Consider the following 13,061-nt stretch of genomic DNA (forward strand, 5'->3'; position numbering starts at 1 on the left):
ATACTCCGCGCCATAAATAGCACGGCCATATGAGAGTCAGGAGCGTGTAAAATGGCGGATAGCTTCGCAACAACGAATCGTTTCTTTGATAACAAACATTACCCACGTGGTTTTTCGCGTCATGGTGATTTCACCATTAAAGAAGCTCAGCTTCTGGAGCGCCACGGTTACGCCTTTAATGAACTGGATCTCGCTAAGCGTGAACCCATTACAGAAGAAGAGCGTTCATTTTTAGAAGTATGTCGTGGTCTTCGTGAGCCACAAACGGAAGCTGAACGTGTATGGTCGAAATATACCGCACGTATCAAGCGACCTAAGCGTTTCCATACGCTATCTGGCGGCAAGCCGCAGATGGATACGGTGGAAGATTTTAGCGATAGCGATGATTAAGAATAGCGGGGCTTATATAAGCCCCGTTTTTTATTCCAGAGTCTTGTGCAGATAGATCATTAAGCGGTCGATGCTGCGATATCCCACCGCTTCCTGCAAATGACTACGAGTAATCTGCTCTTCACCTGCTAAATCAGCTATTGTCCTGGCCACCTTTAAAATCCGCTGCCAGGCGCGTACTGAAAGCCCCAACGAATTCAACACTTCTTCCAGCCATTCAGCATCCTGCTGCTTCAATGGACACCAGCGCAAAATCTCTGGGTTAGAGAGATGAGCATTCACCTTTCCGCTGCGTGCTGTTTGAATCTTTCGTGCGGCGAGGACGCGAGTTAAAACTTCAGCGCTGCTTTCGCTGACTTGTTGTTTCTTACTCAGAGACCCACTGGGAAGAAGTGGGACCTCTAACGATAAATCAAAGCGATCGAGAAAAGGTCCTGATAACCGATTGAGATAGCGCAACACCTGCTGAGGTGATGAGCGATTATGGTTGCCCTGATAATGCCCGGTCGGGCTGGGATTCATCGCGCCGATCAATTGAAAGCGCGCGGGATACGTCACTTTAGCGCGCGTGCGTGAAATGGCGATTTCTCCGGATTCAATCGGTTCGCGCAAAGCATCAAGCGTTCTGCGCTCGAATTCTGGCAGCTCATCGAGGAATAACACGCCATTGTGTGCCAGGGAGATTTCTCCCGGCCGCGGCAAGGAGCCGCCCCCAACCAGCGCATAGAGTGATGAACTGTGATGAGGCGCTCTGAACGGCCGTTTGCGCCACTGATGATGGAGATTGCCACTGCTTACCAGACTGGCGATAGCGGCGCACTCCAGCGCTTCCTGGTCGTCTAACGGTGGCATGATACCGGGCAAACGCGTCGCTAACATGGTCTTGCCGGTGCCAGGCGGCCCAATCAGTAATAGGTTATGCCCGCCAGCTGCGGTGATCTCCAGTGCACGTCGGCCCTGATCCTGGCCAATGATATCGCTGAGGTCCTGCTTTTCCTGTTCAAGCGTTTCGGGCTGATAATGCGCGACAGTGAGAGTGGTTTTGTTATGGAGAAACGCACAGATTTCTACCAGATGTTTGCCAACCAGCGTCTCGCCTTGTTGAATCAACCCTACATCCTGTTGATTCTGTTCAGCTAACACCATTTGTCTGCCTGCTTGCAGTGCCGCCATCGCAGCTGGAATAGCGGCCTGAACGCCACAGAGCGCGCCGTTAAGTGCTAACTCCCCCAGGAATTCAAATTGCCCTAGTTTTGCGTCTGGCAGCTGCTCAGAGGCCGCCAGAATGGCGATAGCGATGGGGAGGTCATAGCGTCCGCCCTCTTTTGGCAGATCGGCAGGCGCCAGATTGATGGTGACGCGTTTCGCCGGGAAGGTGAACCCGCTATTAATAATCGCGCTTCGCACCCGTTCCCGCGCTTCTTTTACCGTGGTTTCAGGCAGTCCAACCAGCGTCAGGGCCGGCAAGCCGTTGCTGATGTGCACTTCCACCGTCACCAGCGGAGCCTGAACACCCAGCGCAGCTCGTGTTAATACCTTCGATAAAGACATAACCGCTCCTTGTTGTCCTTATCATCAAAGCAGCCAGACAGATGAACAATGGCTTACTGCTCAACTTCAGAGCCAGATTCCTTACATTCCCTGATAATTGCCGCTCTTTCACTGAAAATCAAAGCTTGATCGTAAACTCCAAATGAAGATTACGACGCGGGCGTTATGAATTTTTATCACAAATGTAAATAACCTTTTATTTACAATGTGATAACGGCGGGCCGCCAGCGGCATCATAAAATTTTCCAATGAAAATTATTGTCAACGACACGCTAACTATGGTAACTCTGTAGGTATTACTTCGAACAATCGAAAAAACAAACAACACATGAAAGCCCTTCTACAAGTGATTAGCCTAGTCGTGATTAGCGTGGTGGTGATTATTATCCCACCGTGCGGGGCATCGCTTGGAGAAAGAAAGGCTTAAAAATCAAGTCTGGAATTCCAAAAACCCCCGCACCGAAAGGTCCGGGGGTTTTTTTTTAACCAGGCTAAATATCAGCAAATTAGCGAGGAACAGATTATGAGCAGTAGCATAAAATTCTGTTGTTCCCCTAGGAATACAGGAGAATAACCATGACAGGTGCACAGTGGGTAGTTCAGGCTTTACGCGCGCAGGGTGTCGATACAGTGTTTGGCTATCCTGGCGGCGCAATCATGCCAGTGTACGATGCGCTCTACGATGGCGGCGTGGAACACCTACTGTGTCGTCATGAGCAAGGTGCGGTGATGGCTGCTATTGGTTATGCCCGCGCAACCGGCAAGACGGGCGTATGTATCGCCACGTCGGGTCCCGGCGCCACCAACCTGATCACCGGTTTGGCGGATGCGATGATGGATTCGATCCCGGTAGTGGCGATCACCGGCCAGGTATCATCGGCCTTCATCGGCACCGACGCCTTCCAGGAAATAGACGTTCTTGGTTTATCGTTAGCCTGCACCAAACACAGTTTCCTCGTTGAATCGCTTGATGATTTACCCTCAGTGATGGCAGAAGCTTTTGCCATCGCGCAATCGGGTCGTCCCGGCCCGGTACTGGTCGATATCCCGAAAGACATTCAGATCGCCAATGGCGAACTGACGCCTCATCTGCTGCCAGTTGAGGAAGAAATCAGCCACTCCGCTCAGCACATTGCAGAGGCGCGCGCATTGATGGCGCAATCGCATAAGCCGATGCTGTATATCGGTGGCGGCGTGGGTATGGCGCAGGCGGTTCCAGCCTTACGTGCCATGGCGCAGGAAACCGGTATCCCGATGGTTTCTACGCTGAAAGGTCTTGGTAGCGCGGATGCCAGCAGCGATCTTTATCTCGGAATGCTGGGCATGCACGGCACCAAAGCCGCTAACCTCGCGGTACAATCCTGTGATTTGCTGATTGCGGTTGGCGCGCGTTTTGACGACCGCGTTACTGGCAAGCTGGACACCTTCGCACCGCACGCCAGCGTCATCCATATCGATATCGATCCTGCCGAGCTGAACAAACTGCGCCGTGCTCACGTTTCACTGCAGGGCGATATGAATCAGGTGCTGCCGGCACTGAGCATGCCAATGCACATTGATGGCTGGCGCAAAGAAGTCAGCGCGATGAAAAGCGAGTTCGACTGGCGCTACGATCATCCCGGCGAAGCGATTTACGCGCCGTTGCTGCTGAAGCAGTTGTCTGACCGCAAAGCGGACAGCGCCGTGGTCACCACCGATGTAGGTCAACACCAGATGTGGGCCGCTCAGCACATGAGTTTCACCGCGCCAGAAAACTTCATCACCTCGAGCGGTCTCGGCACTATGGGCTTTGGCCTGCCGGCGGCGATTGGTGCGCAGGTGGCACGTCCAGAGGACACAGTGATCTGCGTGTCTGGCGATGGTTCTATCATGATGAACATTCAGGAGCTGGGCACCATCAAGCGCGGCAAGCTGCCGGTGAAAATTCTGCTGCTGGATAACCAGCGTCTCGGCATGGTGCGCCAGTGGCAGCAACTGTTCTTTGATGGTCGCTACAGCGAAACCATTCTGACCGACAACCCCGATTTCCTTACGCTGGCCAGCGCGTTTGATATCCCAGGCCAGCGCATTAGCCGTAAAGATCAGGTCGACGCCGCCCTCGATGCTCTGCTGAACAGTGAAGGTCCTTACTTCCTGCATGTTTCGATAGATGAGCATGAAAACGTCTGGCCATTGGTACCGCCAGGTGCCAGCAACGCAAACATGATGGAGAAAACCGCATGAATCAGCATCAATTGTCTATCGAAGCCCGCTTTCGTCCTGAAATATTGGAGCGCATTTTGCGTGTCGTGCGTCACCGTGGTTTCCAGGTGTGTGCAATGAATATGGCCACCGCGGTCAATGCGGAGAACATTAATATCGAAATGACCGTTGCCAGCCAACGCTCAGTCGATTTACTGTCTTCGCAGTTAAGCAAACTTATGGATGTCGCTTGCGTCGAGATCCAACAACAGACAACACAACAAATCCGCGCATAGTCGCCAAAGGAAAAAGCAATGAGTACGAAGAAAGCAGACTTTATTTGGTTCAATGGTGAGATGGTTAAGTGGGAAGACGCCAAGGTCAGCGTTATGTCTCACGCCCTGCACTACGGTACTTCTGTGTTTGAAGGCGTGCGTTGCTACGACTCACACAAAGGTCCAGTGGTGTTCCGCCACCGTGAGCATATGAAGCGTCTGCATGAATCCGCCAAAATTTACCGTTTCCCGATTAAAGCCAGCGTTGATGAGTTGATGGAAGCGTGCCGCGAAGTGATCCGCGTGAACAAACTGAAAAGCGCTTATATCCGTCCGCTGGCCTTCGTGGGTGACGTGGGTCTGGGTGTGAACCCGCCAGATGGCTACACCACCGATGTAATCATCGCTGCCTTCCCTTGGGGTGCTTACCTGGGCGCTGAAGCGCTGGAAAACGGTATCGACGCCATGGTTTCTTCGTGGAACCGCGTTGCACCAAACACCTTGCCAACCGCCGCGAAAGCGGGTGGTAACTATCTCTCCTCTCTGCTGGTAGGCAGCGAAGCGCGCCGCCACGGCTATCAGGAAGGTATCGCGCTCGACACCAACGGCTATATTTCAGAAGGTGCTGGCGAAAACTTGTTCGAAGTGAAAGATGGCATTCTGTTCACGCCGCCGTTCACCTCTTCAGCGCTGCCGGGCATCACCCGTGACGCCATCATCAAGCTGGCGCAAGACATGGGTATTGAAGTGCGTGAGCAGGTTCTGTCGCGCGAATCCCTGTATCTGGCCGACGAAGTCTTCATGTCAGGTACTGCAGCGGAGATCACTCCGGTGCGCAGCGTCGACGGCATTCAGGTCGGCGAAGGTAAACGTGGTCCGGTCACCGGTCGTATTCAGAAGGCATTCTTTGGCCTGTTCACTGGCGAGACGGAAGACAAGTGGGGCTGGTTGGATCCGGTTAACGCATAACGAGATTTTTTGCGGGCGTCAGATGGCGCCCGCAACCTTATTATTACTGGAGTAAATAGAGCATGCCTAAGTACCGTTCCGCCACCACCACCCATGGACGTAACATGGCCGGTGCCCGTGCCTTGTGGCGCGCGACAGGAATGACCGACGACGATTTCGGTAAGCCGATTATCGCCGTGGTCAACTCATTCACCCAATTCGTACCGGGCCACGTGCACCTGCGCGATCTTGGCAAACTGGTTGCTGAGGAAATCGAAGCAGCTGGCGGCGTGGCCAAAGAGTTCAACACCATTGCGGTGGATGACGGTATCGCCATGGGTCATGGCGGCATGCTGTATTCACTGCCTTCACGTGAGCTGATTGCCGATTCAGTGGAGTACATGGTCAACGCGCACTGCGCCGATGCCATGGTATGTATCTCCAACTGTGACAAAATCACTCCTGGCATGCTGATGGCGTCACTGCGCCTCAACATTCCGGTGATCTTTGTGTCTGGCGGCCCGATGGAAGCCGGTAAAACCAAACTGTCTGATCAAATCATCAAGCTGGATCTGGTTGATGCGATGATTCAGGGCGCCAACCCGAACGTCAGCGATGCCGACAGCGATCAGATCGAACGTTCTGCTTGTCCAACCTGCGGTTCCTGTTCCGGTATGTTCACCGCCAACTCGATGAACTGTCTGACCGAAGCGCTGGGCTTGTCGCAGCCGGGTAACGGTTCACTGCTGGCCACACACGCCGATCGTAAAGAGCTGTTCATTAATGCCGGTAAGCGCATCGTTAGCCTGACCAAACGCTACTACGAGCAGGATGACGTCAACATGCTGCCGCGTAACATCGCCACCAAAGCGGCGTTCGAGAATGCGATGACGCTGGATATCGCTATGGGCGGTTCCACCAACACCGTTCTGCACCTGCTGGCAGCGGCGCTGGAAGGCGAAATCGACTTCAACATCTCCGATATCGATCGCTTGTCTCGTAAAGTGCCGCAGCTGTGTAAAGTGGCGCCAAGTACGCCGAAATATCACATGGAAGATGTGCACCGTGCGGGTGGCGTTATCGCCATTCTCGGTGAGTTAGATCGCGCCGGTTTAATCGACACCAGCGCGCGCAACATCTTGCAGCAGAGCATGCGTGAAACCCTGGATCAGTACGACATCATGCTGACCAAAGATCAGGCGGTGAAGGATATGTTCCGCGCTGGTCCTGCTGGTATTCGTACCACCAAGGCGTTCTCGCAGAACTGCCGTTGGGACACGCTGGATGATGACCGTACCGATGGTTGTATCCGTACGCGCGAACACGCGTACTCGCAGGATGGCGGCTTAGCTGTGCTTTACGGCAACATTGCCGAAGATGGCTGTATCGTTAAAACCGCGGGTGTAGACAAAGAGATCCTCACCTTCAAAGGCCCGGCGAAAGTGTACGAAAGCCAGGATGATGCAGTTGAAGCGATCCTTGGCGGTAAAGTGGTAGCCGGCGACGTCGTGGTGATCCGCTACGAAGGACCGAAAGGCGGACCGGGCATGCAGGAAATGCTCTATCCGACCACTTATCTGAAATCCATGGGCCTTGGCAAAAGCTGCGCACTGATCACCGACGGTCGCTTCTCTGGCGGCACGTCAGGCTTATCGATTGGTCACGCCTCTCCGGAAGCGGCGAGCGGCGGCACCATCGCGCTGGTGAAAGATGGCGACATGATTGAGATCGATATCCCCAACCGTGGTATCAAGCTGGCGGTACCGGATAACGAACTGCACGCCCGTCGTGAAGAAGAGCAAGCGCGCGGCGATGCGGCTTATACCCCGCACGGCCGCGTACGTGAAGTCTCGTTTGCCCTGCGTGCCTATGCATCACTGGCGACCAGCGCAGACAAAGGCGCGGTGCGCGATAAGTCCAAGCTGGGAGGCTAACCGATGGCTGAGTCTCAACCGCTCTCCGCGACGCCAAACGGCGCGGAGTATTTGCGCGCAGTGCTGCGTTCACCGGTGTATGAAATTGCCCAGGTGACGCCGCTGCAAAAAATGGAAAAAATTTCATCGCGTCTTGGCAACACCATTCTGGTGAAGCGTGAAGATCGTCAGCCTGTGCACAGCTTCAAGCTGCGCGGGGCTTACGCGATGATTGCCGGGCTGAACGAAGAGCAAAAAGCGCGCGGCGTGGTCACGGCTTCGGCCGGTAACCATGCGCAGGGCGTGGCGCTCTCGGCCAGCACGCTGGGTATCAAATCACTGATTGTGATGCCGCTGGCCACGGCAGACATCAAGGTTGATGCAGTACGCGCATTTGGCGGTGAGGCTTATCTGTTTGGTGCCAACTTCGACGAGGCGAAAGCCAAAGCGATTGAGCTGGCAGAGCAGCAGGGTTACACCTTCGTTCCTCCGTTTGATCATCCGGCGGTGATCGCCGGGCAGGGCACGCTGGCGATGGAGTTGCTGCAGCAGGACGCGCATCTCGATCGCGTCTTCGTGCCGGTCGGCGGCGGTGGTCTGGCGGCGGGTGTCGCGGTGCTGATCAAGCAGCTGATGCCGCAAATCAAAGTGATTGCCGTGGAATCGGAAGATTCAGCCTGCCTGAAGGCCGCGCTGGAAGCAGGTGAGCCGGTGGATTTAGCGCGTGTCGGCTTGTTTGCGGAAGGCGTAGCGGTCAAACGCATCGGCAGCGAAACCTTCCGTCTATGTCAGGAGTATCTCGATGACATCATTACGGTGGATAGCGATGCGATTTGCGCGGCGGTGAAAGATCTGTTCGAAGATGTGCGTGCCGTGGCGGAACCTTCTGGCGCGCTGGCGCTGGCGGGCATGAAGAAGTACATCCAGCTGCACGACATCAAAGGCGAGCGCCTGGCGCACGTGTTGTCGGGTGCCAACGTCAACTTCCACGGCTTGCGCTATGTCTCCGAGCGTTGCGAACTGGGCGAACAGCGTGAAGCGCTGCTGGCGGTCACCATTCCAGAACAGCAGGGCAGTTTTCTCAAGTTCTGTCAGACCATCGGCGGGCGCTCCATCACCGAGTTCAACTATCGTTACGCGGATGCGGATAACGCCTGCATTTTCGTCGGCGTGCGCTTAACGCGCGGGCTGGAGGAACGCAGTGAGATCATCAGCCAACTGAGCGAAGCCGGTTATCACGTGGTGGATCTGTCGGATGACGAAATGGCCAAGCTGCACGTGCGCTACATGGTGGGCGGACGTCCATCCAAGCCGCTGCGCGAACGCCTGTTTAGCTTTGAATTCCCGGAAGCACCGGGTGCGCTGCTGAAGTTCCTGCAGACGTTGGGTGCGCACTGGAATATCTCGCTGTTCCATTATCGCAGCCACGGCACCGATTATGGCCGCGTGCTGGCGGCATTTGAAGCCAACGATCAGGAACCGGATTTCGAAACCCATCTCACCGCGTTGGGTTACGAATGGCATGACGAAGCGAGCAACCCGGCGTTCCGTTTCTTCCTCGCCGGGCAGTGATTACAGCTGGTGCCAGAACGCATTGATAAGCGGCTCTCCGAGCCGCTTTTTTTGTACGCAAACGCCGAGTTCCAGCGGTGCGACAGACTCCACATTCTCCAGCGTTAACACGCGATTGCGCACCGGTTCCGGGCTGTTCTCCAGCACCACATCCGGCAGCAGCGCAATACCACATCCCAGCGCCACCATTGACACAATCGCCTCATGACCGGAAACCGTGGCATAAATCTGCGGATTGGGAATGCGCTGGCGGCGGAACCATAAATCGATGCCGCGGCGTGCAGGTCCTTGTTCCGGGAGGATAAACGGAATTTGCGCCCAATCGGGTTGCTCCTGCGTCGCCTGATTGCGCACCGGGCAAGGCAGCGCCGGGGCGATCAGCACCAGCGGAATCAGGCCCAGTGGCGTAAAATCTATGCTGGCCGGCAGCGATTCTGGGCGACCGGCAATGGCGAGATCGGCGTCGCCGGACTGCACCATCTCAATCGCATCGGCGGCATCACCGGTGGTGAGTTTGATCTCTACCTGCGGATGTTCAGCGCGAAAGCGATCAAGAATCGGCGGCAGATGGCTGTAAGCGGCGGTTACCGAGCAGAACAGGCGCAGTTCGCCGCTCAGCGACGGGCCGTTAAGATCCATCACATGGCGTAACTGCTGATACTGCAGCAACGTCTGCTGCGCAAACTGGCGCAGGCGCTCACCGGCTTCGGTGAGCGTGACGGTGCGGTTATCACGCAGGAACAACGCGTGACCGACATCCTCTTCCAGGCGCTGAATCTGGCGCGAAAGAGTTGAAGGGCTGACGTGCATGGCACGCGCGGTGCGGCCAAAGTGGCAGCTTTCAGCCAGATGAAGGAAGAGTTTCAGGTCTCGTAAATCCATGCGCGTATCGCCTCAAGGTTATATTGCAAATTATGCAATGTCACCTTGCTAATATATCAATTTAAGCAACGGAATTCCTGTCATATGATGGGGTCATTCGCGGCGTAAGAGACAACGTCGTTACTGAACAAAAACAAACACAACATCTAACCGGAGTACCCATGGCTAATTACTTCAACACATTGAATCTGCGCAACCAGTTAGCGCAGCTGGGCAAATGTCGTTTCATGTCACGTGACGAATTCGCTGATGGTGCTAGCTTCCTGAAAGGCAAGAAAGTGGTCATCGTTGGCTGTGGCGCTCAGGGTCTGAACCAGGGTCTGAACATGCGTGATTCTGGTCTGGACGTGGCGTATGCCCTGCGTGCTGAAGCGATTGCTGAGAAGCGTGCCTCTTTCCGCAAAGCGACCGATAACGGCTTCAAAGTGGGTACTTACGAAGAGCTGATCCCACAGGCCGATCTGGTGGTTAACCTGACGCCAGACAAGCAGCACTCTGCGGTCGTTCAGGCTGTTCAGCCGCTGATGAAAGATGGCGCTGCGCTGGGTTACTCACACGGTTTCAACATCGTTGAAGTGGGTGAAACCATCCGTAAAGATATCACCGTCGTGATGGTGGCACCGAAGTGCCCGGGTACGGAAGTACGTGAAGAGTACAAGCGTGGTTTCGGTGTACCTACGCTGATTGCCGTTCACCCGGAAAACGATCCGAAAGGCGAAGGCATGGCGATTGCTAAAGCCTGGGCAGCAGCGACCGGCGGCGACCGTGCAGGCGTGCTGGAATCTTCCTTCGTTGCGGAAGTGAAATCTGACCTGATGGGCGAGCAGACCATCCTGTGCGGTATGCTGCAGGCCGGTTCTCTGCTGTGCTTCGACAAGCTGGTGGCTGAAGGTCACGACGCGGCTTACACCGAAAAACTGATTCAGTTCGGCTGGGAAACCATCACCGAATCACTGAAGTTTGGCGGCATCACGCTGATGATGGATCGCCTGTCTAATCCGGCAAAAATCCGTGCTTATGCGTTGTCTGAGCAGCTGAAAACCATCATGGCTCCGCTGTTCCAGAAGCACATGGATGACATCATCTCTGGCGAATTCTCTTCAGGCATGATGGCTGACTGGGCTAACGACGACAAAAATCTGCTGACCTGGCGTGAAGAGACCGGCGCAACGGCATTCGAAAACGCTCCGCAGTTTGATGGCAAAATCGAAGAGCAGGAATATTACGACAAAGGCGTCGTGATGGTTGCGATGGTGAAAGCCGGCGTTGAGCTGGCATTCGAAACCATGGTTGACGCGGGCATCATCGAAGAGTCGGCTTACTACGAATCACTGCACGAGCTGCCGCTGATTGCTAACACCATCGCACGTAAGCGTCTGTATGAAATGAACGTGGTTATCTCGGATACCGCAGAATACGGTAACTACCTGTTCTCCTTCGCGGCAGTTCCCCTGCTGAAAGAGTTCATGACCACGCTGCAGCCGGGCGATTTGGGCAAAGCAGTTGAAGGTACGCAGGTGGATAACGCGCAGCTGCGTGACGTCAACGAAGCCGTTCGTCAGCACCCAATCGAATCTGTAGGCCGCAAACTGCGTGGCTACATGACCGATATGAAACGTATCGCTGTCGCTGGCTAAGCCACGCGCGACACAGTTTTCAGCACAATAAAAAACCCCGGCTTGCCGGGGTTTTTTGTTATTGGTGCTCGCTGTTGCTCTAGGTATGTGCTCGGTGTCCCCCTCCTCGGTCCTCCCCCATGAATGGGGGAGGAAGATGCTGCCATATGTTAGTTCTGAAGCTGCATGTGGCAGCGTCTCCTTCCCCCGCTAGCGGGGGAAGGCCGGGATGGGGGACAGCAAGCACGTACAAAGTACAGTCAGCTCAATCACACCGCTTCATACAGCGTCTGATTTCGCGTCTCTTTACAGGCAATCAGCGCGATCAACGTCAACACCGCCATCGAAGCCAGATAGAAACCCACCGCCTGCAAACCGTAATGGGCGTTCAGCCAGGTGGCGATATAAGGCGCTACCGAGGCACCAAGAATCGACGATAGGTTGTAAGAGAACGATGCGCCGGTATAACGCACTTCCGTTGGGAACAGCTCTGGCAGCAGCGCGCCCATCGGACCAAACGTCAGGCCCATAATGCTCAGACCAAGGATCAGGAAGCCCATTACCAGCACCTGAGAACCGGAACCCAGCAGCATTGGGAACATCAATGCAAAGGCGATAATCATCAACGTAATGGTGATCATGGTTTTACGACGACCAAAGCGATCGGCCAGCAGACCGGCAATCGGCACCATCACACCAAAACCAATCACCGCCACCATCAGCATCCACAGGAAGCTGTTACGCGAATAGCCAAGGCCAGCCGGTGCGGGTGCAGTGCCGTAACTCATCGAATACACGGTCATGATGTAGAACAGCGTGTAAGTGGCGAGCATGATGAAGGTGCCGAGAATGGTGGCGGTCAGATGCTTACTCAGCAGCGTGCCGATCGGCATTTTCACCTGTTTGTTCTCTTTCTGCACTTTGGCGAATACCGGGCTTTCATGCAGCGAAACGCGCACATACAGGCCAATTAACACCAGCACCGCAGAGAGAATAAATGGCACGCGCCAGCCCCAGTTCATGAACTGCTCGTCGGTCAGCAACCATGAAAGCAGCAGGAACGTGCCGTTAGCGAAGAAGAAGCCAATCGGCGCGCCGAGCTGTGGGAACGAACCATAAAGCGCACGTTTCTTCGCCGGGGCATTTTCGGTCGCCAGCAGCGCCGCGCCGCCCCATTCGCCACCAAGACCAAGACCCTGACCAAAACGCGCCAGCGCCAGCAGCAGCGGCGCTGCCACGCCAATGGTTTCATAACCTGGCAGTAAACCAATCAGCACCGTCGAGACGCCCATGGTCAGCAGCGATGCCACCAAGGTGGCTTTACGGCCAACGCGGTCGCCAAAGTGTCCAAACACGGCAGAACCGATAGGACGCGCCACGAAGGCGATCGCGAAGGTCGCCAGCGACTGCAACGTGGCCACGGTCGGATCGCCCTGCGGGAAGAAGATGTGCGGGAAAATAATCACCGCAGCGGTGGCATAGATATAGAAATCGAAGAACTCAATGGCGGTGCCGACAAGCGATGCCACAACCACTTTGCCACGTGAATTGACCGGCGTGTCGTCGTGTTTTTTGTCGAGTGTTTCTGTGATGGAGGCTTGCATAAGTGTTTCTTAATTGTAAATGTAGACAGAGAATCTTACGCACCTGGTTTGCGGCATTCAATGGCGAAAAACCGCGTCAGACCGGGCTTTTTCGGCGAATAAGTGGATAATTTCTGAGTTGCTGCGATC

At 55.0% G+C, this 13,061-nt stretch carries 11 protein-coding genes; 8 read left to right on the forward strand and 3 right to left on the reverse strand.

What is annotated here, in order from left to right; genetic code table 11:
• The first annotated feature begins 51 nt into the window (after positions 1-51).
• Positions 52-390: a DUF413 domain-containing protein gene (locus Q3H59_RS00950; RefSeq protein ID WP_008106616.1), complete on the forward strand. Its 339-nt coding sequence runs from the start codon at positions 52-54 to the stop codon at positions 388-390.
• 30 nt (positions 391-420) lie between these two features.
• Here Q3H59_RS00950 and Q3H59_RS00955 read toward each other — a convergent pair whose 3' ends face one another.
• Complete coding sequence (locus tag Q3H59_RS00955; protein WP_110867717.1) at positions 421-1,941, reverse strand: YifB family Mg chelatase-like AAA ATPase; 1,521 nt, start codon at positions 1,939-1,941, stop codon at positions 421-423.
• 328 nt (positions 1,942-2,269) lie between these two features.
• Between Q3H59_RS00955 and ilvL the strand changes: the two genes are divergently transcribed.
• The 6 genes from ilvL (at position 2,270) to ilvA (ending at position 8,830) form a co-directional block, all read left to right on the forward strand.
• Positions 2,270-2,368 (forward strand): ilv operon leader peptide, encoded by a 99-nt coding sequence (gene ilvL / locus Q3H59_RS00960; protein ID WP_071531048.1) that lies wholly within the window; start codon positions 2,270-2,272, stop codon positions 2,366-2,368.
• A gap of 149 nt (positions 2,369-2,517) precedes the next feature.
• Positions 2,518-4,164 carry an acetolactate synthase 2 catalytic subunit gene (gene ilvG, locus Q3H59_RS00965; protein WP_008106622.1) on the forward strand — a complete coding sequence of 549 codons (1,647 nt, stop codon included), beginning with the start codon at positions 2,518-2,520 and terminating at the stop codon, positions 4,162-4,164.
• Positions 4,161-4,418, forward strand: a complete 258-nt coding sequence (gene ilvM, locus Q3H59_RS00970; protein ID WP_101762784.1) for an acetolactate synthase 2 small subunit — start codon at positions 4,161-4,163, stop codon at positions 4,416-4,418. Before ilvG ends, ilvM begins: the two co-directional genes overlap by 4 nt.
• Before the next feature lie 18 nt (positions 4,419-4,436).
• Positions 4,437-5,366, forward strand: coding sequence for a branched-chain amino acid transaminase (locus tag Q3H59_RS00975; protein ID WP_007888821.1), 930 nt, complete (start codon positions 4,437-4,439; stop codon positions 5,364-5,366).
• Positions 5,367-5,428: 62 nt separating this feature from the next.
• Complete coding sequence (gene ilvD, locus Q3H59_RS00980; protein WP_008106626.1) at positions 5,429-7,279, forward strand: dihydroxy-acid dehydratase; 1,851 nt, start codon at positions 5,429-5,431, stop codon at positions 7,277-7,279.
• A gap of 3 nt (positions 7,280-7,282) precedes the next feature.
• Positions 7,283-8,830: a threonine ammonia-lyase, biosynthetic gene (ilvA, locus tag Q3H59_RS00985; protein ID WP_222235027.1), complete on the forward strand. Its 1,548-nt coding sequence runs from the start codon at positions 7,283-7,285 to the stop codon at positions 8,828-8,830.
• Here ilvA and ilvY read toward each other — a convergent pair whose 3' ends face one another.
• The gene (gene ilvY / locus Q3H59_RS00990; protein ID WP_008106630.1) at positions 8,831-9,712 is read right to left on the reverse strand and encodes an HTH-type transcriptional activator IlvY; all 882 of its coding nucleotides are present in this window, start codon (positions 9,710-9,712) and stop codon (positions 8,831-8,833) included.
• A 161-nt stretch (positions 9,713-9,873) separates the two neighbouring features.
• On the opposite strand from ilvY, the gene ilvC reads away from it, so the two are divergent.
• Complete coding sequence (gene ilvC, locus Q3H59_RS00995) at positions 9,874-11,349, forward strand: ketol-acid reductoisomerase (RefSeq protein ID WP_008106632.1); 1,476 nt, start codon at positions 9,874-9,876, stop codon at positions 11,347-11,349.
• Between the two features lie 248 nt (positions 11,350-11,597).
• Here ilvC and Q3H59_RS01000 read toward each other — a convergent pair whose 3' ends face one another.
• A complete protein-coding gene (locus tag Q3H59_RS01000; RefSeq protein WP_101762781.1) occupies positions 11,598-12,932 on the reverse strand; it encodes an MFS transporter in 1,335 nt (444 codons plus the stop codon).
• Positions 12,933-13,061: the final 129 nt, after the last annotated feature.

Source organism: Pantoea sp. SORGH_AS_0659, from assembly GCF_031453915.1.
Lineage (GTDB): Bacteria > Pseudomonadota > Gammaproteobacteria > Enterobacterales > Enterobacteriaceae > Pantoea > Pantoea leporis.